Here is a 25,897-nt window from a genome sequence, read left to right on the forward strand (position 1 = left end):
GCAGCATGCCCCATCTTCACAGCGTTATCCCCCCCTATATTCTTCGCCGAATTATTGAAGCAGGCTCAGAACCGCAGCAGCGCTGCGCTCGCCAGACCTTAACCCACGTCCAGACCCTGATGGCCCATATGCCGGGCAAACCTGCCGCGCCGCACGTCAACAAAGCCGGCCAGCTGGAGCGCGACATCTACGATGCGAAGCAAACCCAGGAGCTGCCCGGCACGCAGGTGCGCTACGAAGGCCAGCCGTCCAGCGGCGACGTGGCGGTGGATGAAGCCTACGACTATCTGGGCATTACGCACGATTTTTTCTGGAAAGAATACCAGCGCGATTCACTCGACAATAAGGGGCTGATTCTGACCGGCACCGTCCACTACGGGCGCGAGTACCAGAACGCCTTCTGGAACGGCCAGCAGATGGTGTTCGGCGACGGAGACGGTGAGATTTTTAACCGCTTTACGATCGCTATCGACGTTGTCGCGCATGAACTGAGCCACGGCGTGACCGAAACCGAAGCCGGGCTTATCTACTTTGAACAGTCCGGCGCGCTGAACGAATCGCTGTCGGACGTGTTTGGCTCACTGGTCAAGCAGTACCATCTCAAGCAAACCGCCGATAAGGCCGACTGGCTGATTGGTGAAAGGCTGCTGGCCGCGGGAATTAACGGCAAAGGGCTGCGCTCGATGTCTGAGCCCGGCACCGCCTACGACGATCCGCTGCTTGGCAAAGACCCGCAGCCGGGGCATATGAAGGACTTTATTAAAACGCGCGAGGACAACGGCGGCGTGCATCTGAACTCCGGCATCCCCAACCGGGCATTTTATCTCGCCGCGACGGCGATCGGCGGCTACGCCTGGGAAAAAGCCGGTTATGCCTGGTACGACACGGTTTGCGATCGCAATCTGGCGCAGGATGCGGATTTTGATGCCTTCGCAAAACTGACGATAGCGCACGGAGAGAAACGCTCCGGTAGCGACGTTGGGGCGGCCATAAAACACGCCTGGGAACAGGTGGGAGTGCTTTAAATGCAAGTTCCAGAACTGACGGATGACGCCGTGGTTGAGCTGGCCCGGGAAGGCGGCGTCGCGTTTATCCCTAAGCTGAGCGGCCAGCGCACCATCGCGCTCTCCTCGCTTAACGAAGCCCAGCGCCAGCGCCTGGTCAGCATTCTGGAGCAGGCTTTCCCGCGCGGCCAGCCGCCCGGGCAAGCCACTTCACCCGGCAGCGGCGACCAGCGCTATTTCCGCATCCAGATCATCTGGACTGGACAACATCAGGCGCACTATGCCGACATCATCGTGCTGGTGCCCGAACAGGAAGCGCCCGAGTCGCTGGTCGAGCTGTGGCAAAAAGGCGAAGGCTGCGTCTGCGATTAGGCGTCGGGCAGCGCAAACTCTACGCGTTTCTTAGAGATCAGCCCGTGGCCGTTCTGGCAGAAATAGTCCACCGCGCCGCAGGCTTTTAGCACCTGAAGCGGCTGGTGGCACTCCGGACAGCGCGCTTCAAGCGCATAATCGTTGTTGCACCGCTCGCAGTGCGCCGCGCCGTTTTGAGGCTCAAGCGCTGCGCGGCATTCCGGGCAGGTGATGGTCATGGAAGCTCCTTTGCTTAGCTGTAATGCGCCGATCTTAACACGCTGTGCTCAGTGCGGACCACGAAGCTGTTGCTGCAGGGTGAGCAGCAGCTCGACCTCCTGAATCCTGCGCTGCGTCGCCCTGCTCACCTCATGAGGACCACGCTCGAAAAGGCTATGGTTCCCAAAAACAGCCTCGGTCAGGCAGCGCGCATAAATCGTTCCTGGAATAGACCTGCGTTGGAGTTTACCGTCCGCGCTATGCTCGAGCAGGTCCTCTGCACCACGCCGATCGTAATTAATGATGTCCCCGCTGCGCAGGTATATTCGCAGCCCCTTTTGCCCGCCGGCCGGCCCCGCATATTTATTAAGCCAGATGTTCACGGGCACGCCGCTAATCTGACCCTGAAGATGCGCCTCGCCCTCTGCGGTGACGACATCCCCTTTTGCAATCTCACGTCCCAACCTGTCCTTGGCAGCCACAGCACGCAGCGCCATGTCGTCACTGCCGCCGATGAGATGCAGCGTTTCCCGCAGCATTGCCAGCACGTGGGTGCCAACATCCAGAATGACGCCATCTGGGTGACGAAGCGTGCGCGTGTCCGGCTCGCCGGTGGCAAAGTTGAGCGCAACGGGTTCTCCCGCAGCGTTAAGCCCGCTCGGCTCCTGCAGAAATCCGTCGATTTTGACGATATCTGACGCCCCATCGATATAGGTCGCCGCCTGTGTTCGGGCCATCCAGTGGTCGAGCGCCAGCACGCGAGATGCCGCGCCCGGCGCAGCCAGCAGCAGTTTAAGCCGCTGGATCTGGGAAAGCGTGGCGACGACGGGTTTCTCCACCACGATGCGCGTAACAGCGGATTGTAGCACCTGCTCCAGGACGTCAAGATGCTGAAGGGATGCGGTGGTGATAAAGAGGATATCAAGCGGTTGAGCGAGCAGCTCGGGGAGTGAAGCGCAGCGCACGATGCCTGCAGGCTGCCGCGCGGGCTGAACGTCGAAGCCCGTACAGCGTAGCGCGTCGCCAAAAATCGTTCTCAGGGCGGGCAGGTATGCGGTTTCGACCACCGCGCCAAGCCCAATAAATCCTGTCAGCATATTCCACCTCGGAGATTGCATTGCCGGAGAATCATGCCCGCCCCGGCAATGCCGAGGTTTATCAGGCGTTAGCTACCGGCTTCGTCTGCGCATTTTCCAGCATGCGGCGAACCGGAACAATGAGGACGATCAGGACGGCCGCACAGATCAGCAGCGCGATGGAGCAGCGCGCGAAAAGATCCGGCAGCATATCCAGCTGGTCGGCCTTCACGTGGCCGCCAATCAGGCCAGCGGCCAGGTTGCCCAGCGCGCTTGCGCAGAACCATAGCCCCATCATCTGGCCGCGCATTCTTTCCGGCGCCAGCAGGGTCATGGTCGCCAGACCAATCGGGCTCAGGCACAGCTCGCCGAGCGTCAGCATCAGGATACTGCCCACCAGCCAGAACGGCGAAACGCCCGCGCCGCCGTTAGCCAGCACGTTCTGGGCAGCCATCATCATGATGCCAAAGCCCGCGGCCGCGCACAGAATGCCGATGACGAACTTGGTAATGCTGCTTGGGCGAATGTTCATGGTCGCCAGCTTCGGCCAGGCCCAGCTGAATACCGGCGCCAGCAGGATGATGAACAGCGCGTTGATCGACTGGAACCATACGGCAGGGATTTCAAAATCGCCAATCATGCGGTTAGTGTAGTCGTTGGCGAACAGGTTGAACGAGGTCGGCTTCTGCTCGAACGCGGACCAGAAGAACGCGGCGGAAATCAGCAGGATAAAGCAGACCAGCAGCCTGGCGCGCTCTTTGCGGTTCAGGCCAGCAAAAATAAACAGATAGACAAAATAGAGGGCAACGGAGCCCGCAATCACATAAACCAGCACGCTGGCAACCGCAACCGGGTTAATCACAATCACGCCCTGTGCGATCAGCGTAACGATAATGGCCACGCCCGCGGCCAGCGCCAGCAGCCAGGCACCCACGCCGCGGCGCTTCACAACCGGGCTGTTCCAGGTGGAGTCCAGGCCCACTTCGCTGTCGTAGCGCTTCATCGACGGAACGGCAAACACGCGGAAGATGATCAGCGCCACCAGCATCCCGATGCCGCCGATACCAAAGCCCCAGTGCCAGCCGTGGGTTTTAATCAGCCAGCCGGAGATCAGCGGCGCAATGAAAGACCCCATGTTGATGCCCATGTAAAACAGCGAGAAACCGCCGTCGCGACGCGCATCGCCTTTTTTGTACAGCGTGCCCACCATGACCGAGATACAGGTTTTGAACAGGCCGGAACCGAGCACGATAAACATCAGCCCGATGAAGAACAGGTTGTCGCCCATGAAGGCCGAGAGCGCAATCGACAGGTGGCCGAGCGCGATCAGAATCGAGCCGTACCAGACCGCCTTCTGCTGTCCAAGCCAGTTGTCCGCCAGCCAGCCGCCCGGCAGCGCCGCGAGGTACATCGTACCCGCGAAGATACCGACAATCGCCGAAGCGTTTTCACGCGCCAGCCCCATCCCGCCGTCATACACGGTGGCCGCCATAAACAGGATCAGCAGCGGGCGAATGCCGTAAAACGAGAAACGCTCCCACATTTCGGTAAAGAACAGCGAACCGAGGGGATACGGATGGCCGAAGAACGTTCGGCTTTCTTTTTGATTAACAGAGGATTGCATAATTCTCCCGAAGGTATGTGTCGTGCTTGTAAACACCGGCATGTACGCCGATCAGTTACGTATCTGATCGATTTTTTTACATGCGGCGAAAATTGGTTAACCATTTGATAACCGGACGCTAGTTTTGTCTAGTACCGGACCCTGGACTTTAAGACGAAAATTCGACGATTGTCTACTTTCTTAGATTTAAACATGGTTAAAAATGAATAGTGATTGACATCACACAGAGAAAATCGGCGGCGTGAGAGACAAAAAAAACCCGCGACATGCGCGGGTTTTAGGGAAGTCAGCAATGATTATTTGCTTTTCTTAATGTGCTTAATCAAACGCTTACGCTTACGCATCTGGTTTGGCGTCAGGGTATTGCGCTTGTTGGCAAACGGGTTTTCCCCTTCCTTGAACTGGATGCGGATAGGCGTACCCATCACGTCCAGCGACTTGCGGAAGTAGTTCATCAGGTAACGCTTATAGGAATCCGGCAGATCCTTAACCTGGTTACCGTGGATCACGACGATTGGCGGGTTATAACCTCCGGCGTGAGCGTATTTCAGCTTCACGCGGCGACCGCGCACCAGAGGCGGCTGGTGGTCTTCTGCGGCCATGTTCATGATGCGCGTTAACATCGCGGTGCTCTGACGACGGGTGGAGCTGTCATAGGCTTCACGGACGGATTCAAACAGGTTGCCGACGCCGCTGCCGTGCAGCGCAGAGATGAAGTGCACGCGGGCAAAGTCGATAAAGCCCAGACGGAAGTCCAGCGTCTCTTTTACCTGCTCTCTCACTTCGTTGCTCAGGCCGTCCCACTTGTTGACGACGATAACCAGTGAGCGCCCACTATTAAGGATAAAGCCGAGCAGAGAGAGATCCTGATCGGAGATACCTTCACGCGCGTCGATAACCAGCATCACTACGTTGGCATCTTCAATCGCCTGCAGGGTTTTAATAACGGAGAATTTTTCCACCACGTCGGTGATTTTCCCGCGCTTACGCACGCCCGCGGTGTCGATAAGCACGTATTCACGCTCATCGCGCTGCATTGGAATGTAGATGCTGTCACGCGTGGTGCCCGGCATGTCGTACACCACGACGCGGTCTTCGCCGAGAATACGGTTAGTAAGCGTAGACTTACCTACGTTTGGACGACCAACAATCGCCAGCTTGATCGGCAGATCCTGCGGGTTAAAGGTGTCTTCAGGCTCTTCCTCGCCCTCTTCACCGGCCTCGAACTGCGCCCAGTACTCTGCGTCTTCGTCCACTTCTTCCGGCGGGTTCACTTCGTCAACCCACGGCAGCAGTACGGTTTCAAGCAGGCTGGTCACGCCGCGGCCGTGAGACGCCGCGATAGGGTAGATGTCACCCAAGCCTAAAGACCAGAAGTCAGCCACGGCCTGATCGGCATCAATGCCGTCAGTTTTGTTCGCCACCAGGAAAGTTGGCTTTTCACGCGAGCGCAGATGTTTAGCGATCGCCGAGTCAGCTGGCATCAGGCCAGCGCGGGCATCCACCATAAACAGAACCACGTCTGCTTCTTCGATAGCCAGCAGTGATTGTTCCGCCATGCGGGTTTCAACGCCGTCTTCTGTTCCATCAATACCGCCGGTATCGATACAGATAAACTCGCGACCTTCCACCTCTGCACGACCGTACTTACGGTCACGCGTCAGCCCCGGGAAATCCGCAACCAGCGCATCACGGGTGCGTGTTAAACGGTTAAAAAGAGTGGATTTTCCAACGTTAGGGCGCCCGACAAGCGCGACCACAGGTACCATGTTTGAAGCCTCATAAAATTCAATATCACGTCGCTATCGCGGCGTTTTTCAAAAAGTCAAAACGGCCCCTGAGCGAACAGGAGCCGTTGAGTATACTACAACCGCCGTGTAATTAACGCGTGATCGCGTACAGCGTGCCGTCTTTTGCCTGAATCAGCAGTTTACCGTCGGCAACCACCGGGTCCGTCAGGAAGCCGGAGCTATCAACTTTCTGCTGGGCGGTGAAGCGTCCGTTTTGCGGATCGATCCAGTGCATATAGCCTTCGCTATCGCCTACCACCAGGCTGCCGTTGTAAAGTGCCGGTGCGGTCAGCAGACGGTGCAGCAGATCGCTTTGGGTCCACAGCGTGACGCCGCCTTCGGTGCTCAGCGCCAGCAGACGGTCATTCTGATCGACCATATAGATGCGGTTGCCGTCTACGATGAAGTCGTTCACGGAGCCCAGTTCACGCTTCCACATAATCTGGCCGCTGCGCAGGTCCAGCGCGGTCAGGTTGCCGTTGTACGCCAGCGTGTAAACCACGCCATCAACGATAACCGGGGTGGTGTCAACGTCGCTCAGACGGTCAATTTCGGTTGAACCGGTTGCCTGAGAGATGCGCTGCTGCCAAATCATCTGGCCCTGCTGCATCAGAACCGCGCTCACGCGACCGTTGTCGCCGCCGACAATGGCAGCGCCAAACGCGGTGGCAGGCGCAGATTCACCGCGCAGAGACAGCGCTGGCATATCCAGGTTAACGGTCCATTTCACCAGGCCGTCGGCCTCGTTCAGCGCCTGCAGCTGGCCATTGCTGGTATGGATCAGCACCAGGCCGTCGCTCACAACAGGACGAGAAAGGGCTTCACCGGCAACGGCGGTTTGCCAGGCGATGGAACCATCGCTGGCGTTCAGGGCATACACCTGAGCCTTTTCACTTCCCACGTAAACATGGCCGCCAGCAACGGTCAGGCCGCCTGAAAGCAGTGCAGGTTTGCGGGAGAACCAGCCGTCTTTTTCAGCCAGATTCACGGACCAGACTTCTTTACCGTCATCGGCGTTAACGGCTTTCACCGTGCCTTTGCGGTCAGCCGCATAGACGACGCTGTCAGCGTACGCTGGATGCAGGTTGGAATAGAAATCGCCGATCCCATCACCTACGGATGAGCTCCATGCGGTTGACGGAGTGAATTGGTTTTCAACCGTCGGCAGCGGGGACATTTTGACAACATCTTCTTCGCCACTGAACAGTGAACAGCCACTCAATAACGTAACGGAAAGCAGTCCTGGCAGAAGTAATTTACGCAATTGCATCGGGTCCCTCTCAGACGGACAAATTATTTATTTTCATCTGCATCATTTCGCTCAGCGCAGGGGAAGCTTTGCTTTCTACGCCAGCTTGCCACGCTTTACGCGCGCCCTCTTTATCGTCCTTGCTCAACAGTGCTTCACCGCGCAGATCGGCAACGATGGCAGCAAAGCCCTCACCTTTAACGGTGTCGAGCGTTTTCAGCGCGTCATCAGCTTTCTTCTGCTGAACCTGGATACGCGCCAGGCGCAGGTTAATTACCGCTTTCAGATTTTCATCTTTAGCAGCAGCAAGCCCCTGAGACAGCTGGGCAGCCGCTTTATCCAGCTCGTTTTTATCTACGTACTGCTGGGCAACTTCCAGCGCAGCCAGCGCACCGTAGGTATTTTTGTTGTCAGCCGCAAATTTCTCTGCAGCAACCAGCGTTTGCGGCTGGTCAGCGCGAATTGCGGCGATCGTGTTTTCGTAGTTCAGGGACGAACCGCGAGCGGAGTCAGCCTGATGATTATTCCAGTAGCGCCAGCCCACCAGCGCACCAACGCCTAAAATGACACCGACTACCAGCGCTTTGCCGTTTTCAGCAAAGAAGCGTTTGATCGCGTCGACCTGGTCGTGTTCGTTTTCGTAAATTTCCACGCAGTCCTTCTCCTTAGCCCAATAAAGTGCGCAAGTGCGCCGCAACGCCGTCCTGCGTTACCGTTGTTTGCTCACCAGAGCGCAGATCTTTTACCACCACTTCCGCGTTCGCCACCTCGGACTCACCCAGAACCAGTGCAATCGATGCGCCCCACTTATCGGCACGAGCAAACTGTTTTTTGAAGTTGCCGCCGCCATGGTTGGTCATCAGCTTCACGCCCGGCAGCGCATCGCGCACGCGTTCGGCAAGCTGCATTGCCGCAGGTTGCGTATCCGCACCTGAGGCCACCAGGTATATATCGACAACGGAATCTGCTTTAAATTCCGGATTAACTGCCTGAACCAGCAAAACAAGTCGCTCAAGGCCCATCGCGAAGCCTACAGCAGGCGCGGCACGGCCACCCAGCTGCTCGACCAGACCGTCGTAACGACCGCCGGCACACACGGTACCCTGTGAGCCGAGGCTGGTGGTGACCCACTCAAAGACGGTGCGGTTGTAGTAGTCCAAACCGCGCACCAGACGCTGGTTGACGGTATAGGCAATGCCCGCCGCTTCAAGCAGTTTACACAGGCCTGCAAAGTGTTCGCGAGACTCTTCGTCCAGGTAATCACCCAGTGCAGGGGCGTCGTTCAGCAGCGCCTGCACGTCCGGATTTTTGGAATCCAGCACGCGCAGCGGGTTGCTGTACATACGACGCTTGCAGTCTTCGTCGAGCTTGTCTTTATGCTGTTCCAGGAACGCCACCAGCGCATCGCGGTAGTTAGCGCGCGCTTCGAGAGAACCAATAGAGTTCAGCTCCAGAGAAACGTGGTCAGCGATGCCGAGCGCTCGCCACCAGCGGGCGGTCAGCATAATCAGCTCGGCGTCAATGTCCGGGCCCTGCAGGCCAAAAACTTCCACACCCAGCTGGTTGAACTGGCGGTAACGCCCTTTCTGCGGACGCTCGTGGCGGAACATTGGGCCGATATACCACAGGCGTTGCTCCTGATTGTACAGAAGACCATGTTCGATGCCGGCGCGCACACAGCCCGCCGTCCCTTCAGGACGCAGGGTCAGGCTGTCGCCGTTGCGGTCCTCGAAGGTGTACATCTCTTTTTCAACCACGTCGGTCACTTCGCCGATCGCGCGCTTGAATAACGGGGTCTGCTCTACAATCGGCAAACGGATTTCGCTGTAACCGTAGCTGCCGAGCACCTGTTTTAAAGTGCCTTCAATGCGCTGCCAAATGGCGGTTTCGCCAGGCAGATAATCGTTCATGCCGCGGATGGCTTGAATGTTTTTTGCCACGTTTATTCTCTTTCTATATACAAAAAAGAACCCAAAGAATGGGTTCAATCATACATGGGAAGCTCGCGGCTTCCCAACACGTTATTTTTCAACCTGCTGAACGCTGATGCGCTGCGCTTCATCCATCATGCTGGCTTTGGCACGAATGCGGGCTTCGAGCTGGTCGATCATGTCACTATTATCCAGACGATCTTTACGAACGCCATCTTCATAGAGACCACTTTTCTTGTTACCGCCGGTTACGCCGAGAGTGGAGACCAGCGCCTCGCCCGGACCGTTCACCACGCAGCCGATAATAGAGACGTCCATCGGCGTGATGATGTCTTCCAGACGCTGCTCCAGCGCGTTCACGGTGCCGATCACGTCAAACTCCTGACGCGAGCAGGTTGGGCAGGCAATGAAGTTGATCCCGCGGGCGCGGATCCGCAGTGATTTCAAGATATCGAAACCGACTTTGATCTCCTCCACCGGATCGGCTGCAAGAGAGACGCGCAGCGTATCGCCGATCCCTTCAGAAAGGAGCAGACCCAACCCGATCGCCGATTTAACGGAACCGCTGCGCAGGCCGCCCGCTTCGGTGATCCCGAGGTGCAGCGGCTGCTCGATCTGTTTTGCCAGCAGGCGATAGGACTCCACCGCGAGGAACACGTCAGACGCTTTTACGCTGACTTTGAACTGATCGAAGTTGAGACGATCCAGATGATCGACGTGGCGCATGGCGGACTCAAGCAGCGCCTGCGGGGTTGGCTCGCCGTACTTTTCCTGCAGATCTTTTTCCAGGGAGCCGGCGTTAACGCCGATGCGGATTGGAATATTCTTGTCACGGGCGCAATCCACCACCATGCGGATACGCTCTTCGTTACCGATGTTGCCCGGGTTGATGCGCAGGCAGTCGACGCCATATTCGGCAACCTTCAGCGCAATGCGGTAATCAAAGTGGATATCGGCAACCAGCGGAACGCTAACCTGCTGTTTGATCAGCTTGAACGCCTCGGCGGCATCCATCGTTGGCACGGAGACGCGAACAATGTCCGCGCCCACGCGTTCTAACGCTTTAATCTGATTGACCGTCGCTTCCACATCCGTCGTGCGCGTATTGGTCATCGACTGAACGGCGATAGGTGCACCATCGCCGATTGGCACATTCCCAACGTAAATCCTTTTCGATTTTCTACGTTGAATCGGAGCCTGGTTATGCATGAAAAATCTCCCGCGTTGCCCGTCTGTTACTGTGCTGCTGATTGTTCGGCATTAACGGTAAGACGTGCAACCTGGTTAGTTCTGATAAAGCGGCTCAGATCGACAGGTTTTCCTTGATACTGGATCTGTACCGCGGCCGGAGCGCCGATTTTAAGTTTATACGGTGCCTGACCGGTTAGGTTTAACGTGCCGTCTTTACGCTGCAGGCCGCTAAACAGCTTTTTACCCGTTGCGTCAGTCACTTCCAGCCAGCAGTCGGCACTGAAATTCATCACCAGCGCGTTGGGATCGGCTGCTGGCGTCGCAACGCCCGCCTGGTCGGTTGGCAGCGGTGCAGCCGCGTTATCTGCCGGTGCGGCAGTTGCCGGAGCAGCATCAACGTTAGCCTGAGAAGGCGCAACAACCGCGCTCTGATCCTGTGCTGCTGGCGCAGTATTCGCCGTTGCGGCTGGCGCATCGGTGGCCGGAGTATTAACCGCAGTCTGCGGTTCGCTTGAGGACGCCGCACCGTCGGTGTTCAGCGGCACGCTCTGCGCGCCGTCGTTACCGGACTGGTTCAGTTCGGCAGAAGACTGATCGGCCATCGTAGTGATCTCTTCCTGCTGCGCTTTGTGGTTTTGCCACCACCATGCGCCCGTCAGGCCGACCACTACAAACAGCACCAGCCAGGTAAAGCTCATCAGCCAGCCGTCACGTTTTTTGCGACGTTTACCCAGTGAGAAGCTCTGCATCGGCGCAACTTTCGCTGCACGGACCGGTGCCTGCTTCTCCATCATTGGCAGTAATTCTTCTTCGGGGATATGAACCAGTTTTGCGTAAGAGCGGATATAGCCGCGCAGGAACGTTGAAGCCAGATCGGCAGGTGCCTTATCTTCTTCAATATCGCGAACCGTGGAAACCTTCAGGCACAAGCGTTCTGCAACGGCTTGCTGGCTGAGTCCGAGTTGTTCACGGGCGTTGCGAAGACGAACGCCAGTGGAGAGTGCTTCATGTTGGTCGTGAGTGGCTTCAGTATTCATTCGCTACAACTACTGGTACGTGAAAAATAAGGGTTCAGGTGCCGGTGAGTCACAATGCCGCCCGCACCGCGAAACTTCTGGTCAGTTAACCATGAACAGACAGTATAAGACTGTCACGTCTGAGATGACAGTGCAGTCCTGCCCGTGAAGCTAAACTGTTGTTACGTCGTTACATACTGCCCGAAAGTCATATGAAACGCACCGTAATTATTAATCAATCAACATGAATATGACTGTTTATTCAGTCAGATTATGCGTTACGGCGCATAAAACGTGCCGCAACGCATCATTATCACACAGATTTCACCGCGATGGTTTCGCCCTGCATACGTTTACGCAGCGTGCGCTTGGTACGGTCGATAACGTCACCTGCCAGCTGACCACAGGCGGCATCGATATCATCACCGCGGGTTTTACGCACGATAGTGGTAAAACCATACTCCATCAGCACTTTGGAGAAACGATCGATACGGCTGTTTGAGCTACGCCCATACGGGGCGCCCGGGAACGGGTTCCACGGAATCAGGTTAATCTTGCACGGCGTATCTTTCAGCAGTTCCGCCAGCTGATGCGCATGCTCGGTACCGTCGTTGACGTGATCGAGCATCACGTATTCGATGGTCACGCGGCCCTGATTCGCATTGGATTTTTCCAGATAGCGGCGCACGGCGGCGAGGAAAGTTTCGATGTTGTACTTTTTGTTGATTGGCACAATTTCGTCACGAATTTCATCGTTCGGCGCGTGCAGGGAGATCGCCAGCGCCACGTCAATCATGTCGCCCAGCTTGTCCAGCGCAGGCACCACACCTGAGGTAGAGAGCGTTACGCGGCGCTTGGAGAGACCAAAACCGAAGTCATCGAGCATGATTTCCATCGCGGGCACTACGTTCGTCAGGTTCAGCAGCGGCTCGCCCATGCCCATCATCACCACGTTGGTAATAGGACGCGTACCGGTAATTTTTGCCGCACCGACGATTTTCGCTGCGCGCCACACCTGGCCGATGATTTCGGACACCCGCAGGTTGCGGTTAAAGCCCTGCTGCGCCGTAGAGCAGAATTTACACTCCAGCGCACAGCCAACCTGCGAAGAGACGCACAGCGTGGCGCGGTCATCTTCCGGGATATACACCGTTTCAACGCGCTGATCGCCTACGGCAATCGCCCATTTGATGGTGCCGTCGGAAGAGCGCTGCTCTTCGACCACTTCCGGCGCGCGGATTTCAGCCACTTCTTTGAGCTTGTTGCGCAGCACTTTGTTGATGTCCGTCATGTCATCAAAGTTGTCACTGCAATAGTGGTACATCCATTTCATAACCTGATCGGCACGAAACGGCTTTTCGCCCATCTCTTTAAAGAACTCGCGCATCTGCTGACGGTTCAGGTCCAACAGGTTGATTTTTCCATTTTTATTTGGAACCGCAGGAATGGCGACTTCGGAGGTATTCACTAGTTCAGACATAATATATTCCGGCCTCGTTGTTACACGTTATGGCCCGTGGAGGGTTGAAAAGAAACGCCCCGGAAAGCATCGGCTCATCCGGGGCGTTGCATTGTACAAAGTCTGACGCAGGGATGCCACGTTTGCACGCGGCATTTACGAAATTAATGCATTCCCAAGTAGTTCGCGTCACAGGAAGGCGGCAAGCTTACGAATCCCCAGGAGCACAGAAGGCTATGTGACTGGGGTGAGTAAGCGAAGCCAACGCACCTGTGGCGTGAAATACGATGAGAATTAGCGAGTGCGTGGGCACACTTCGCCTTCTGCGAAGAAGAACGCGATTTCGCGCTTAGCAGATTCAACAGAGTCGGAACCGTGGGTGCCATTCTCGGTGAAGCTGTCAGCGTAATCTGCACGCAGGGTCCCTGCCAGCGCGTTCTCCGGGTTGGTTGCACCCAGCAGATCGCGGTGACGCTGTACCGCGTTTTCACCTTCCAGCACGGAAACGACGATCGGGCCTGAGGTCATGAACTCAACCAGACCATCAAAGAATGGGCGGCCGTCGTGCTCAGCGTAGAAACCGCGAGCCTGTTCAACGGTCAGGTGCAGCATTTTGGTGCCAACGATCTTAAACCCTGCTGATTCAAAGCGAGAGAAGATGCTGCCAATAACGTTTTTTGCCACCGCGTTTGGTTTGATGATGGAAAAAGTACGTTCAATAGCCATGATAACCTCTGTCAATGTTCTGTTGTTTTGCATACCGAAGTATGGTGTGGCGCGGATTATAATGAGCTATAGCGCCGTTGCCTATGGATTCGGGTAACATTTTTTTAAAATGAGACGAAGATTAGCAACAGACTTAGCGACGCATACCGTGGTGATGGGGTTTACAGAGGTAGCAGCGCGCTTCTTCACGGCTGAACGTCCAGAACGAACGGCTGCATTCTTTACAGGTGGATGCATGTGCTTTCATCACGCGCCGCTGCGCCTCGCCTTTATAAGGTGCGAGCTTAACCGCCTGATGATGACACACGCTTTCGCATCCGCCGCATCCGGTGCAGCGCCCCGGCTCGATCGCTAACCTCCCCTCCTCAAAGCTCAGGGCGCCCTCGGTGCAGCTTCGCCAGCAGGCACCGCACAGGACGCATTTTCCAGGATCAATATCGGGATCGTATTCGCTGAAATGTATAAAGGCCTGCCTGAGCTGCCGCATACCCGGCAGGACGGCGCACGCGTTCACCTCTTCTCGAGGGACGTGCATCAGCGTTCGACGAGTCACGCTGATCTCCTTCTGCTGCACGGGCCTGAAGGTCCAGACGGGTTCACCGTACTCGCGCAGGGCAAGATTAAGCCCCGCCAGCGCCACCATCCATGCCGTAAACCGTTCGGCGTCCAGGCTGATTGAGCGAACCCCGCGCTGAACGTGCCAGAGCAGAAGCTCATTAACCGTCGGCGCTATCGGGCTAAAAGGCCCCACCAGCGCGTCGTCATGCAGATAACGTTTTTGTGGACTGATGCCCGAAATGGCGTCCGTGGGGCAGACAAAAAGACAGTCCCCGCATTCAATGCAAAGAGAAGCATCAACGGAAATTTTTCCGTCAGTCATGGAAAATGCCCGCGCGGGGCATACGTCCGCGCAGGCATGGCAGGAGGCGCTGCGAAAGCGGCGACGGACGCAGTTTTGCGTCACGTCCACCGCTTGAGCGAACAGAATCTCCATCAGCCAATACTGAAGAAGACAAAGCGCAGCAGCACTTCGCCGAACACCAGCAGCGCGGAGCCCACCAGCAGCAGGCCGCGCGTCTGCTTCAGCGCGCCAGCGGCGAAGCCCAGCATCCCAACGGCGGAGACGCACCAGCCCAGAAGGTGCACGCCGCGCAGCTGCTCAAGCGCGTGAAGCGGGTCATGAGGGAAGGTCACAACGGTGTGGTCCAGCGCCGCGATATCCGCCAGCCAGACCGGCTGCATCAGCAGGCGAATCAGCACCAGCAGGGTAACGACGATCGCCGCCACGCGCAGGGCGCTGCGCGTTTGCGCCCCGAGCGCCACCACGGCGGAGCCGAGAATGCCCACCGAGCCGATGAACAGAACCAGCGTGTTCACGTGCTGCCAGGTCATAACCGATGCATGCATGTAAATCTGCGCCATGCAGAACACGTCAACCAGGCCAACGATGCCCGCCAGCGCCAGCAGCGCTTTTCCGCCAGGTTTATTGAAGAACAGCAGGAGCACCGCAAGGCCGAGCGCCGCCAGATAAAGGCTGGCAAACACGATCTCGCGGCTGAGCCAGGAGCTGGCAACGTGGCGCAGCGCGTTAAGGGCGTTCAGCGGATAGCCCATATGCAGGGCAGACGCGAGAAGCCCGAGGCTCGCCAGCACGAACGCGCCAGCGGCCGCAATGGCAATGCTGCGACCAGAGGCCTGCGCCCCCATCACCGGCTTGCAGCCAAACCCGAGCCAGAGCGTAACGCCCACGGAACCCTGCAGGAAAAGCGTAAAGATCAGCAGCGGTAGCTCATGCATGACGTTTGCCCTCTTTCTCCGCGCCCTGATGGGCCTTAATCACCAGATTAGGTTTCGTAATGGACGAATCAGGCAGCCCTTTTACGTCGCACAGCGAACCATATTTGGCGCGCAGTTCGTCAATCGGGCCAAACTTGATGGCCTCCAGCGGACAGGTCGCCACGCAAACGGGCTGCTCGCCCTTCGCCTGCAGATCGACGCAGAAGTCGCATTTTGACATTTGACCGGTCTCCTCGTTGAGCTGCGGCGCGCCGTAAGGACAGGACCACGCGCAGTAGCCGCAGCCGACGCATTTGTCGGTGTCGACGCGCACGATGCCGTCACCCGGACGCTTGTGCATCGCGGTCGTCGGGCAGTTTTTGGTGCAAATTGGGTCCGCACAGTGGTTGCAGGAGATAGAGAGCGTGTAGGCAAAAACGTTGTTGCTCACGCCGCCCTGCCCGGTTGGGATGAAATTCCCGCCGTTGACCTCATACACGCGGCGAAAACGACGCCCCACCTCAAGGTTGTTTTTATCTTTGCATGCCACCTGGCACGCCTTGCAGCCGGAGCAGCGTGAGGAGTCGATGAAGAACCCCAGCTGTTTGTCGCTCACCGGCGGATACTCTTTAAACTGACTCATGCTTTTGCTACCTCCACCAGCATGGTTTGATGGGAATTCCCTTTCGCCAGCGCGGTAATGCGCGCCGAGCTAAGCACGTTTGCGCAGCCGCCTTTATCGACGCCGCGTTCGTCGGGCTGCCACCAGGCACCCGCCTGCATCGCCACAACGCCCGGAATAATGCGCGGCGTCACTTCCGCCGGAACTTCGCAAATACCGCGCTGGTTATGGATACGGACGGTATCTCCCTGCGCAATGCCGCGGCGCTGCGCGTCCTGCGGGTTGATCCACAGCTTTTGCTGCTGCGCTTCAATCAGCCAAGGGTTGGCGTACTGCGTTGAGTTGGCGCGGTTTTTCCCTTTCCAGGTAATCAGCTGCAGCGGGAAGGATTTCGCCAGCGCATCTTCCGGGCCTTCATGAGCGGGAACATAGTGCGACAGCGCCGGGATCTCCGGATGGTGCATGTCGTACAAACGCTTCGAAAAGATCTCAATTTTTCCAGACGGCGTTGGGAAAGGATGGTTTTCCGGATCGCGCACGTTTTCTTCAAAGGCGACGTAAGGCGCGCTCTTGAACAGGTGCTGGCGGGTCTTTTGCAGCGTCGCAAAGTCCGGCAGGTTTTCATCCGGCATCGCCAGGCGCGTCTGCTCCCAGATGTGTTCGATCCACGCTTTTTCATCGCGACCTTCGCTAAACGCCTGCTCGACGCCGAGCTTCGCGGCCACCTCGCGCAGCCAGTCGTAGTCCGAGCGGCGCTCAAACTCCGGCTCGATCAGCTTTTCGGAGAGGATCAGATAGCTTGCCGTACCCCAGGTTTCGCCGATGTTCCAGCGCTCCATAAAGCTCGTTTCCGGCAGCAGGAGATCGGCGTATTTCGCGCTTGGGGTCATAAACAGATCGCTTGCCACGATGAACTGGATTTTGGATTCATCCTCCAGCACGCGCGTGGCCTGGTGCAGGTCCGGGTTCTGGTTCGCAAGGTAGTTACCGGCAAGAGAGAAGAGAATGCGAATATTGCTGTCCAGCTTATCCGCGTTCTTCAGCCCATCTTCCGGCGTCACCTGAGAAGCATCATCCGCCGCCTGCACCCAGTTCATTACCGAGATCTTGGCCTGTACCGGGTTGTCCGGCATTTCCGGTCCGGCGGCAAATTTACGGTTACCGCAGCCGCCGTAGCCAGCCGCCCAGCCGCCCTTCACGCCCACGTTGCCCGTCAGCGTCGCCAGGATTGTTGAGCCGCGCGCAGTGCGTTCGCCGCAGTTATGACGCTGCGGGCCCCAGCCCTGGATCAGCGCCGCGGGTTTGGTGTTGGCGTAGTCGCGCGCCAGCTGGCGGATCGTCTGTGCGGGCACGTGGGTGATCTTCTCCGCCCATTCCGGCGTTTTCGCCTGGCCGTCTTTTGCGCCGGTCAGGTAGGCCATCAGCGATTCGTTCGCCGGCACGCCTTCAGGCATTGACGCCTCGTCAAAGCCGATCGCGTGGCGCGACAGGAAGTCGCGGTCGTGCAGATTCTCCGTCACGATGGTATACATCATGGCGTCCATCAGCGCGTTATCCGTGGTCGGCAGCAGCGGGATCCACTGGTCGGCAAGCGACGACACGGTATCGGAATAGCGCGGATCGACAACGATGAAGCGGGTGCCGTTTTGCTTCATTTTCTGGAAGTAGTAGTTGGAGTGGCCAAAAATGGTTTCCGTCGGGTTATGCCCCCACAGGATCACCAGCTTTGTATCCAGCAGCGTGTCCAGCGAGCTGCCGCTGGCGGCGGTACCGTAGGTATACGGCGTCGCCGCCGCGGTGTTGCCCATGCTCACCGAATGGTAGCTTTCCAGATAGCCGCCGGTCAGATTCAGCAGGCGACGGACCATTTTATCCCCGGAGAAGGTGCCGCCTGACACCGCCGTCCCCACGTGAACATAGCGCGACGCGGCGCCATATTTTTCGGTGATCGTTTTTACGTTATTGGCAATCAGCGTGGTCGCTTCATCCCACGAAATACGCTCAAATTTCCCTTCACCGCGCTTGCCCATGCGCTTCATAGGGTATTTCAGGCGGTCGGGATGGTAGACGAATTTGCGGTATGCACGGCCGCGAGCGCAGGCGCGCATAATCGGCATGTCAGGATCGAGTGCGTCATCGGGGCGCGTGGAGATGCGGGTGACAACCCCGTCGCTGACGTGCGCGCGAATATCGCATTTGCCGCCGCAGTCGAAGGTGCTGCAGGTCTGAACGACCTTTTCCGGGGAGACGCTGTCCGCGGCATCAGCGGCCTGCGCCTGAACGTTTCCTGCCGAGGTGATAAAGGGGAGCGCAACCAGCGCCGAGCTGGCCTGGATGAAATTGCGCCGGGACACCGAAGGTAATAACCCCTCTCCCTGGTCTGTTATTTTTTTCATCATTGGGTCCTTAAAATAAAAGCGCATTTTCGCGGTTTTATGGGACCCTACTTTTGATGAGTATCAAGATAATCCGTTGGGATTAGCCTAATTGTAAGTTAATGATAACTATTCAATTTTTAAGTGCATAAGGATTTAACACATTTAAACAATTCCTAACGAATCAGCGAAAAATTTACCGCCGCAACCTGCCCTGAGCCATCCATAACAACCAGCTGATAGTCGCCCGGCTTGCTTAATCCAAGCGACAAATAGCTGCTACTTTCCGAAAGCGGCTCGCCGTTTAAAAACCACCAGCGTTCCCCTTCTCCGCCGCTGGCCGTCACCGATAGCGTCATGGCCTCCTGACCCGGCAGGCGGCGGATGACCGCGCCCTCCCTGACGCCGGACAGCATCAGCGGCGCGGCATTATGATTGTCCAGCGGCGGGCAGACGGTGGACGCCGCGGGCAAGCGCGCTGCCCTTCTTTCCGACGGCGGCAGCCACGGCTCAAGCGGAAGCGGCCAGACGTCCAGTAACTTTTCTGTCGCATCCGGGCAGTCCGCAGCCACCCGCTTTCCGCTTTTATCCAGCCAGACTGGGAATCGGATCCCGCGAATGCCCTCCTGCTCCGGCAGCAGCAGCGTAGGCGGCTCGCTCCCGTCCAGCAGCCAGGTCGAGAGACGGCGTCGACAGTTTTCACTGCCTTCCGGCAGCGCCTGACCGCCCGGCCAGCAGATCGTGCCACGCCCGACGCTGGCGGGACGCGGATCGCGCGGGAGGCGCGCCTCGTCGATCGTCGAACGCGCCTGCAGCAAATTATTAACCTGATTTAACAGCGGAATAGCGCTGGCGTAGCCGAATTGCCCGGCAACGGGCGTGCCGTCGGGCCGCCCGGTCCAGATGCCAATCACGTAGCGGGCGTTGAGCCCGATGGCCCAGGCGTCGCGGTAGCCGTAGCTGGTGCCCGTTTTCCACGCCAGCGGCGCAACCTGGGGCAGCGCGCTGTCCGGCAGCGGCTGCGCCTCGTTGGCGAGAATGCGGCGAATAATCCACGCCGCGCCCGGCGACAGCAGCGGCCGCTCGACCAGCGGATCGCCGGGCTGCAGGCGCAATCGTCCCGCCCTGCCGTGGCGGGCAAACGCGCTGTACGCGGCGGCGATGTCCGCGAGCCGGGCGCCCGCGCCGCCGAGGATCAGGGATAAATTCGGCTGCGCCCCGGCGGGCAACATAAGCGGTAGCCCCGCGTTGCTCAGCATGCCCGCAAAGCGTTTCGACCCGTAGGCTTCCAGCACCTGAACGGCTGGCAGATTGAGCGATCGCACCAGCGCCTCGCTCATGCTTACCGGGCCGTGAAACCCGCTGTCGAAGTTGCCGGGACGATAATCGCCCGTTTTTCGCGGCACGTCCTGCAGCAGCGACGCCGGATGGATCAGCCCCTCGTCCAGCGCCATGCCGTAAACGAAAGGCTTAAGCACCGATCCGGGGGATCGGATCGCGTAGACCATATCGACGTGGCTAAAGCGGCTATCGTCGTTAATGTCCACCGATCCCACCCAGCCGCGCACCTTCATGTCGGTATGATCGATGACGATCATGGCCAGCGAGCTGCGGGCTGGCAGGCGGGTTTTCCAGTTCATCGCCAGCTCTTCAAGCTGCCGCTGCAGGGCGGCGTCGAGGGTGGTGATAATTTTCGTCTCGCGGCTTTTGCCGAGCATCATCCGTGAAAAGAGCGGCGCGAGCTGCGGCATCTGCCGCGGGGCGAGCCAAACCGGCTCCTCGCGGGATTCCTTGACCTGCTTTGCGGACCAGACGCCCTGGGTCACCATCCTCTCAAGCACCTTATTGCGCGCGGCTTCTGCGCGCTCCGGCCAGCGGTCCGGCCGCAGGCGGCTGGGAGCCTGCGGCAGAACCGCAAGCAGCGCCGCTTCAGAATAGCTCAGCTGCGACGGCGGTTTGCCGAGATAGGTCCAGCTTGCGGCCCCGACGCCCTGCAGCGTGCCGCCGAAGGGGGCGCGGTTGAGATAGAGCGTAAGGATATCGCGCTTGGAAAGGTGCCACTCCAGCTGCAGCGCCCGCCACAGCTGGCGGATTTTTCCGCCGAAGGTGCGCGGGTGCGGGTCCAGAAGGCGCGCCACCTGCATGGTGAGCGTGCTGCCCCCGGAGACGACTTTGCCGGAGGTCACGTCCTGCCAGGCCGCGCGCAGCACGGAGAACGGGTTGACGCCGGGATGCTCCCAAAACCAGCGGTCCTCATACTGGATCAGGGCGTCGAGATAGCGGGGAGAAACGTCTTCCAGGGTGACCGGATAGCGCCAGATGCCTTCGCCGTCGGCAAAGCGCCAGAGCGGGGTTCCGTTCTCATCCACAACGACCCTTGCGGGGTTGACCTCTTTCAGCGGCAGCGGCCACAGGCGGTCGGCCGCAAGGATCAGCCCCCATAAAACGAGAAGCGCTCCCGCCAGCCAAAGCCAGCGGGAGCGTAAGAGACGCGCAATCTGCATCTTACGGAACAACGATCAGCGGGCCGCTGGCCGCTCCGATTGCGCGCCACTGCGGCACGTACATGGATTCCACCATCGGCACAGGCACCTGATAGGTTCCCGGCGTGACGGCGCGCGCCAGATAGACCAGCGTCACCGGCTGGCCTTCGTTGACCGGCACGGCGGCCACGAAGCGATCGTCGCGGAACTCCATATGCTGAATATCCGCCTGCTGCATCTGGTTCAGCAGGTTTTGCACCTCGCTGCCGCTGTCCTGCAGGCTGGCGCTGCTGCTGGCCAGATTTTGGTTTTCCAGCTCAAGCCCCGCCGGGAGCAGATCAACCACCAGCGCGTCCGGCACGTTCTGGCTGGCGTTGATTTCAAGCCATACCAGCACCAGCTCGCCGCTCTTCAGCGAAGAGAGGGATTTGCTGCTGCCGTCCGTCGCCAGGATTTGACGTTCGATTTGCAAAACGTTCGACGCGGGCTGAGGGGCATACTCAGGGTAACCCGTACTGTCGAGCCGCACCCACAGCGGAGCGGTGCCGGTATTGGTCACCTGCAGCGCGCCAAGCTGGTCGCCATTCAGGTTTTCAACCTGCGCCTTATCGCCGCTTAATGGGGCTTCAGACGTAGACGATTTCGCCTGCCACGCGCCGCTCAGGGTTTGCAGCGAGCGCCCGGCCAGGAACAGGGCGTTACTTTCCTGCGTCGACAGCCAGCGCTGGCTGAACGCCTGCTCAGAAAGGGTATTGAGCAGCGCGTTCTGCGCATCCGGCAGCAGCTGGTACTCTTCCAGCAGGGAGAGCATCAGCGCGTTGTCGCGAAGCGCGCTGCCGTAATCCGCCATCCAGCTTTTCGCGTCGCTGCGCGGGGTTTTGAGCGCCAGATCTATCGCCTGCTGGCTGCGCGGCGCATCGCCCATCAGCTTAAGCGCCATGCCGAGCTGCATCAGCGGCAGCCCGGACGCCGCCTGCGCATGGCGATCCCAGATTTCACGCAGCGCGCCCAGCGGCGCTTTCTGCTGTCGCGCCAGCACCAGCGCGGCGTAGGCCTGCACGGCAAAGCGGCTCGCCTGCGCATCATCGCTGTAGCGAATAGACATCATACCCGGGTCCTGCAGGTAGCGCAGCAGCCGGGTATTGGCGTTATTCACCGCGTCCGTCGGCACGCTGTAGCCCTGCTCGCCCGCGCGCACCAGGAAGTCCGTTACGTAGGCCGTCAGCCAATACTCTTCCGGCCCGTTTTTATCCCACAGCGCAAAGCCGCCGTCGTCGCGCTGCATTTGCAGCAGGCGGGCGATCCCCACGTCAATCGCCCCGCGGCGCTTGTCGTCCGTATCGCCCTTAATGCCGAGCGCCGCCAGCTGCGCGGCGTTGGTATAGAGCGACGGGAACAGGCCGCTGGCGGTTTGCTCCAGGCAGCCGTACGGATAGGCCTGCAGCTCGCGAATGTAGCGCGCCAGGTTCAGCGGCGGCTTGCCGCTCAGCAGCAGCTGCCCCTGCAAGGTCGCAGGAGAGAAACCGTTGATATGCTGGGCCGGTGCGGTCCAGGATTCGCCCGGATTCAGCATCGCGCCGGTATTAACCGTCTGGGCCGGGAAGGCCGGACGCACGCCGATTTTCCAGCTCTTCTGCTGCGGCGCAAAGGTCTCGCCCGGCAGCTGAAGGCCGGTGACCTGCGCCGTCACGTCACCGTCACCGTAGCCGTCCAGCGCGCGCACAGGAATAAACATCGTCGTGCGCGCCCCCGGCGGCAGCTGAATTGGCTGCGGCTGGGCGCCTTCGAGCGACAGTTTGCCGGAGGCCGTTAGCGCCACGTTCAGCGTTTGCGGCTGATCCGTCAGGTTAGTGAGATCCAGTGTGAGCCTTGAGGTATCTCCGCTCGCCAGGAAACGCGGCGCGTTGAGCTCCGTAATAATCGGTGCGGCAACGACCACCTTGCTTTCGCTGCTGCCGAAATCGTCTTCCGTCCAGGCCTGGGCCATCAGGCGCAGCTCGCCGTTAAAATCCCCAATCGGCAGCGTAATCGTACCTTCGCCGTTGGCGTCCAGCTCTACCGGCTGCGCCTGCTGGGCAATAATCGTGACGTGATTCACCGGCGGCTTGCCGCCGCGCTTCAGCTCGTCGCCGTCGCCGCCGAAGCGCAGCGCGGCCATACGCCCCTGCCCTTCGATGACCTGGCCGTAGATGTCATAAATATCCGCGCCGTAGCGCTTCTGGCCAAAGAAGGCCTGCCACGGATCGGGGGTGACGTAATCCGTAATGTTCAGTACGCCGCTGTCCACCGCGGAGACCAGCACGTTCACCTTCTGCGGCACGGCCCCGTCCTTCACGCTGGCCTTGACCTTCACGGAGAGGGGCTGGTTAGGGCGCATTTTTTGCGGAGCATCCAGCGCGAGGTTCAGGCGGCGGTTTTCGTCACCCATCGGCAGATGCAGCAGGCCTACGGCGCGTTTCGGCGTGGCGGATTTAGACTTGTCGCCAGGGCGAACCACCAGCGTGCTGAGATAGAGATCGTGGCGCTTCCAGGCTTTATCCACGGGAATAGAAATATCAAGCCCGGCTGCCGGGACGTCGATCTCTTTCCACCACAGCGGCCCTTCGCTGGACTCGATCATCGCGTAGCCTTTCCCTGCGGCAGGCGCGGCGATATGCAGCTTGATGGTGTCGCCCGGCTGGTATGCCGGCTTGTCGAGCTTCAGGGTTACGCGGTCGGGACGCGCCGCCCCCGTGCCGTCGCTGTTGTCCTGCCAGCTGTAGCCCGCCCAGAAGCGCACGCTGCTGACCGTATCGTCAGGCGCTTTCACTTCCAGACGATAGGAGCCCCACTCCACGGGGAAGGTGACTTTGCCCGTTTCATCGGCCTTGAGGCTGAGTTCCTGCTCGCCTTCGACCAGATCTTTTTGATCGAACTGCGACTGCCAGCCATCGCTTTCGGACCAGTTCCAGAAGTAGTCGCGACGCTCGCGGATCAGGCGCACCTTCAGCCCTGAAACGGCTTTTTTCGCGCCGCTGGCGTCGGCATACACAACATCAAAGCTGGCGTTGCTATTTTCATCAACGATCGGCTGGTTGACGGTGGTATCGGTGCGGTAATCGTAAACCGCCTTGCTGGCGAACTGCGGGCGAATGCCGGGCAGCGCGGCGGCGGGCCAGATCGCCTGTTCGGCGCGGCGCGTCACCGGACGTCCGCCGGACTCCAGCAGGCTGGCCTGCAGGATAAGCTGCAGCGGCGAATGCGCGTCTTTCCACTGGCTTTCGGCAGATACCTGCCCGCGCCCCTGCTCGTTAAGCGTTAGCTGAACTTCGTCCAGGCTGCGGCTCAGGTTTTCCTCGGCGATATCGCCAAACTGGAAGCCGGGCAGCGCGGCGACGGCCTCGCGGAGCGGACGCAGGAACAGCTGGCCCTGCAGAGAATTACCGTTGGCCGGCGCGCCGTACAGGTAATATCCCACGACGTCGAAACTCACCTTATCTTCGGGCGACACCGGCGCTTTTTGCCCCGTCAGGTTCAGCGCCATGCGTTCCGGCATAAAGTCTTCTACGTGGAAGTCCCACAGCCGCTGCAGGTTATCGCCCGCGTTGGCGCGGATGTGCCACATGCCCGTCTGGGCACCGCTATCGAGCGGATAGTTGAAGCGGTAGAGGCCGTTTTCAGGCTGTACCACAACGGTGCGCGCCACCTGCCCGTCCGGGCGAAGCACGTCGAGCTTAACCGGCTGCGCGGGCAGCGGTTTGCCATCGCTGTCGCGCAGCAGGCCGTTGAGGCTCACCGTTTCGCCCGGACGATAGAGATCGCGCGGGCCAAACATAAAGAACTGTTTGCTGTAGCCAGGGCTACCGGCAATATTAAACTCCGCCAGATCGAGCGCCGGAAGCTTGAGGTCAAGCAGCGTGGTCTGTCCGTCTTTGCTGGCGAGGATCAGCGCCGCCTCTTTATCCGTTTCCAGCTTCGCATGGCCGTCCGCGTCGCTGTTCGCCTCGGCAAGCGTCTGCCCTTTATCATTCAGCAGCGTGACCTTCACGCCAGCCTGCGCCGCGCCGTTCTCCAGGCTCTGGGTAAAGATATCCAGACGGTTATGATAACGGTGAGCGGACACCCCAATATCGCTCAGGGTAAAGAGCGTGGCGGCATTGCTGTAGCTATAGTGCCCGGCCTGATTCATCACCGCGATGTAGACGCCGGACTGCTGCAGCGGCGCGATATCGCGCAGCGGCAGGAGCAGCTTTTCACGCGTGTTGCGCGCCGGGTTAAGATCGAAACGCCCGGTATAAACCAGCTCCGCCATTTTAAGCAGATTGTCCGATTCCCAGTTGGTCAGGGCGTTGCGGTATTCCCACTGGCTGACAAAGGCGGCCAGCGACTCCGGCTTCACGCGGTAGAAGTTCACGTCAACGTTGTTCACGTTGAGCGCCATTACCGGCAGCCCTTCCACGACCTTGCCCGGCAGCAGCGAACCGCGGCTGGCAAAGCCGACCGTCGGTTCAACGTCCCGGGTAGTCAGTGCTTTTTCATAATCGATACCAAACGTCGCTTTGTTCAGCGCCTGCAGATCGCGTTCAACGGTGACGACCAGATTACGGTTTGGCTCCAGATGGCGCAGGCGCAGCTCCTTCAGATTCGGCGCAAGCTCCCATGCCCCGTCGACTTTGCCGCTTTTTTTATCCACTACGTGTACCGTTTTCGCAAAATCCTGGTCGGGATTGAGCGGAATGGAGAACGTCAGCACCAGCGTTGCCGCACCGTCAAGCTGCACTTCCGAGGCGTCCAGCAGGGTCAGCGTTTTGCCCTCGCTCTGCGCGGCCAGCTTCGCCAGCGTATCCGCATTCGGCTTATCCGGCGTTTTCTGTTGCGTCGTAGAGGAAGCCGCGGGTGCCGCAGCCTGCGTTTTTTCGTCGCTATTGTCGCAGCCGACAAGCGTAAAGGTGGTGAGCAGCGCGAGCGAGAGCGCGGCTAAGCGAAACGGTTTCATCCTGTGTCCCTGGCCCAAAGAGCCTGTTGG

At 59.0% G+C, this 25,897-nt stretch carries 19 protein-coding genes; 2 read left to right on the plus strand and 17 right to left on the minus strand.

From position 1 onward, the window contains the following. Positions 1–5: 5 nt before the first annotated feature. On the plus strand, positions 6–1,025 hold the full coding sequence (locus V1599_RS18585; RefSeq protein ID WP_395300618.1) for a M4 family metallopeptidase: 1,020 nt from the start codon (positions 6–8) through the stop codon (positions 1,023–1,025). Further along, positions 1,026–1,376: a protealysin inhibitor emfourin gene (locus tag V1599_RS18590; RefSeq protein WP_395300619.1), complete on the plus strand. Its 351-nt coding sequence runs from the start codon at positions 1,026–1,028 to the stop codon at positions 1,374–1,376. On the opposite strand, the gene V1599_RS18595 is transcribed toward V1599_RS18590, so the two are convergent. From V1599_RS18595 to V1599_RS18675, 17 genes are all read right to left on the minus strand, one after another. Continuing rightward, positions 1,373–1,594, minus strand: a complete 222-nt coding sequence (locus V1599_RS18595) for a zinc ribbon domain-containing protein (RefSeq protein WP_395300620.1) — start codon at positions 1,592–1,594, stop codon at positions 1,373–1,375. The genes V1599_RS18590 and V1599_RS18595 overlap by 4 nt on opposite strands. A gap of 48 nt (positions 1,595–1,642) precedes the next feature. Further along, positions 1,643–2,671 (minus strand): Gfo/Idh/MocA family oxidoreductase, encoded by a 1,029-nt coding sequence (locus V1599_RS18600; RefSeq protein WP_395300621.1) that lies wholly within the window; start codon positions 2,669–2,671, stop codon positions 1,643–1,645. A gap of 61 nt (positions 2,672–2,732) precedes the next feature. Next, complete coding sequence (locus tag V1599_RS18605; protein WP_395300622.1) at positions 2,733–4,274, minus strand: peptide MFS transporter; 1,542 nt, start codon at positions 4,272–4,274, stop codon at positions 2,733–2,735. 296 nt (positions 4,275–4,570) lie between these two features. Continuing rightward, a complete protein-coding gene (gene der / locus V1599_RS18610) occupies positions 4,571–6,043 on the minus strand; it encodes a ribosome biogenesis GTPase Der (protein ID WP_112010227.1) in 1,473 nt (490 codons plus the stop codon). A 112-nt stretch (positions 6,044–6,155) separates the two neighbouring features. Further along, positions 6,156–7,334, minus strand: coding sequence for an outer membrane protein assembly factor BamB (gene bamB / locus V1599_RS18615; RefSeq protein ID WP_297122400.1), 1,179 nt, complete (start codon positions 7,332–7,334; stop codon positions 6,156–6,158). A 10-nt stretch (positions 7,335–7,344) separates the two neighbouring features. Further along, entirely contained in the window at positions 7,345–7,965 is a 621-nt protein-coding gene (locus V1599_RS18620) for a YfgM family protein (RefSeq protein WP_395300623.1), read from the minus strand. A gap of 13 nt (positions 7,966–7,978) precedes the next feature. Further along, on the minus strand, positions 7,979–9,253 hold the full coding sequence (gene hisS, locus V1599_RS18625; protein WP_297122402.1) for a histidine--tRNA ligase: 1,275 nt from the start codon (positions 9,251–9,253) through the stop codon (positions 7,979–7,981). Positions 9,254–9,334: 81 nt separating this feature from the next. Next, positions 9,335–10,453, minus strand: a complete 1,119-nt coding sequence (gene ispG, locus V1599_RS18630) for a flavodoxin-dependent (E)-4-hydroxy-3-methylbut-2-enyl-diphosphate synthase (protein WP_020690022.1) — start codon at positions 10,451–10,453, stop codon at positions 9,335–9,337. A 26-nt stretch (positions 10,454–10,479) separates the two neighbouring features. Continuing rightward, complete coding sequence (rodZ, locus tag V1599_RS18635; RefSeq protein WP_112010223.1) at positions 10,480–11,472, minus strand: cytoskeleton protein RodZ; 993 nt, start codon at positions 11,470–11,472, stop codon at positions 10,480–10,482. Positions 11,473–11,764: 292 nt separating this feature from the next. Beyond that, a complete protein-coding gene (locus tag V1599_RS18640; RefSeq protein ID WP_112010222.1) occupies positions 11,765–12,931 on the minus strand; it encodes a bifunctional tRNA (adenosine(37)-C2)-methyltransferase TrmG/ribosomal RNA large subunit methyltransferase RlmN in 1,167 nt (388 codons plus the stop codon). 273 nt (positions 12,932–13,204) lie between these two features. Further along, positions 13,205–13,636 carry a nucleoside-diphosphate kinase gene (gene ndk, locus V1599_RS18645; RefSeq protein ID WP_112010221.1) on the minus strand — a complete coding sequence of 144 codons (432 nt, stop codon included), beginning with the start codon at positions 13,634–13,636 and terminating at the stop codon, positions 13,205–13,207. A 133-nt stretch (positions 13,637–13,769) separates the two neighbouring features. Further along, a complete protein-coding gene (locus tag V1599_RS18650; protein ID WP_112010220.1) occupies positions 13,770–14,630 on the minus strand; it encodes a 4Fe-4S dicluster domain-containing protein in 861 nt (286 codons plus the stop codon). Then, entirely contained in the window at positions 14,630–15,433 is an 804-nt protein-coding gene (locus tag V1599_RS18655) for a DmsC/YnfH family molybdoenzyme membrane anchor subunit (RefSeq protein ID WP_112010219.1), read from the minus strand. The genes V1599_RS18650 and V1599_RS18655 overlap by 1 nt, the downstream gene beginning before the upstream one ends. Continuing rightward, entirely contained in the window at positions 15,426–16,055 is a 630-nt protein-coding gene (locus tag V1599_RS18660; protein WP_112010218.1) for a DMSO/selenate family reductase complex B subunit, read from the minus strand. Before V1599_RS18660 ends, V1599_RS18655 begins: the two co-directional genes overlap by 8 nt. Then, positions 16,052–18,430, minus strand: coding sequence for a DMSO/selenate family reductase complex A subunit (locus V1599_RS18665; RefSeq protein ID WP_395300624.1), 2,379 nt, complete (start codon positions 18,428–18,430; stop codon positions 16,052–16,054). The genes V1599_RS18660 and V1599_RS18665 overlap by 4 nt, the downstream gene beginning before the upstream one ends. A 155-nt stretch (positions 18,431–18,585) precedes the next feature. Further along, positions 18,586–20,913 (minus strand): peptidoglycan glycosyltransferase PbpC, encoded by a 2,328-nt coding sequence (gene pbpC / locus V1599_RS18670; RefSeq protein ID WP_395300625.1) that lies wholly within the window; start codon positions 20,911–20,913, stop codon positions 18,586–18,588. Position 20,914: 1 nt separating this feature from the next. After that, positions 20,915–25,867, minus strand: a complete 4,953-nt coding sequence (locus tag V1599_RS18675; protein WP_395300626.1) for an alpha-2-macroglobulin family protein — start codon at positions 25,865–25,867, stop codon at positions 20,915–20,917. Positions 25,868–25,897 lie beyond the last annotated feature (30 nt).

Origin of the sequence: Enterobacter sp. ECC-175, from assembly GCF_043968675.1 — a bacterium.
GTDB lineage: Bacteria > Pseudomonadota > Gammaproteobacteria > Enterobacterales > Enterobacteriaceae > Enterobacter.

Coding starts and splice junctions, on each gene's coding strand:
- V1599_RS18590 (WP_395300619.1), top strand. CDS start 1,026: ATGCAAGTTCCAGAACTGACGGATGACGCCGTGGTTGAGCTGGCCCGG.
- V1599_RS18660 (WP_112010218.1), bottom strand. CDS start 16,055: ATGAGTCAGTTTAAAGAGTATCCGCCGGTGAGCGACAAACAGCTGGGG.
- rodZ (WP_112010223.1), bottom strand. CDS start 11,472: ATGAATACTGAAGCCACTCACGACCAACATGAAGCACTCTCCACTGGC.
- V1599_RS18650 (WP_112010220.1), bottom strand. CDS start 14,630: ATGGAGATTCTGTTCGCTCAAGCGGTGGACGTGACGCAAAACTGCGTC.
- V1599_RS18600 (WP_395300621.1), bottom strand. CDS start 2,671: ATGCTGACAGGATTTATTGGGCTTGGCGCGGTGGTCGAAACCGCATAC.
- der (WP_112010227.1), bottom strand. CDS start 6,043: ATGGTACCTGTGGTCGCGCTTGTCGGGCGCCCTAACGTTGGAAAATCC.
- V1599_RS18655 (WP_112010219.1), bottom strand. CDS start 15,433: ATGCATGAGCTACCGCTGCTGATCTTTACGCTTTTCCTGCAGGGTTCC.
- bamB (WP_297122400.1), bottom strand. CDS start 7,334: ATGCAATTGCGTAAATTACTTCTGCCAGGACTGCTTTCCGTTACGTTA.
- V1599_RS18605 (WP_395300622.1), bottom strand. CDS start 4,274: ATGCAATCCTCTGTTAATCAAAAAGAAAGCCGAACGTTCTTCGGCCAT.
- ispG (WP_020690022.1), bottom strand. CDS start 10,453: ATGCATAACCAGGCTCCGATTCAACGTAGAAAATCGAAAAGGATTTAC.
- V1599_RS18675 (WP_395300626.1), bottom strand. CDS start 25,867: ATGAAACCGTTTCGCTTAGCCGCGCTCTCGCTCGCGCTGCTCACCACC.
- V1599_RS18585 (WP_395300618.1), top strand. CDS start 6: ATGCCCCATCTTCACAGCGTTATCCCCCCCTATATTCTTCGCCGAATT.
- ndk (WP_112010221.1), bottom strand. CDS start 13,636: ATGGCTATTGAACGTACTTTTTCCATCATCAAACCAAACGCGGTGGCA.
- V1599_RS18640 (WP_112010222.1), bottom strand. CDS start 12,931: ATGTCTGAACTAGTGAATACCTCCGAAGTCGCCATTCCTGCGGTTCCA.
- V1599_RS18595 (WP_395300620.1), bottom strand. CDS start 1,594: ATGACCATCACCTGCCCGGAATGCCGCGCAGCGCTTGAGCCTCAAAAC.
- pbpC (WP_395300625.1), bottom strand. CDS start 20,913: ATGCAGATTGCGCGTCTCTTACGCTCCCGCTGGCTTTGGCTGGCGGGA.
- V1599_RS18665 (WP_395300624.1), bottom strand. CDS start 18,430: ATGAAAAAAATAACAGACCAGGGAGAGGGGTTATTACCTTCGGTGTCC.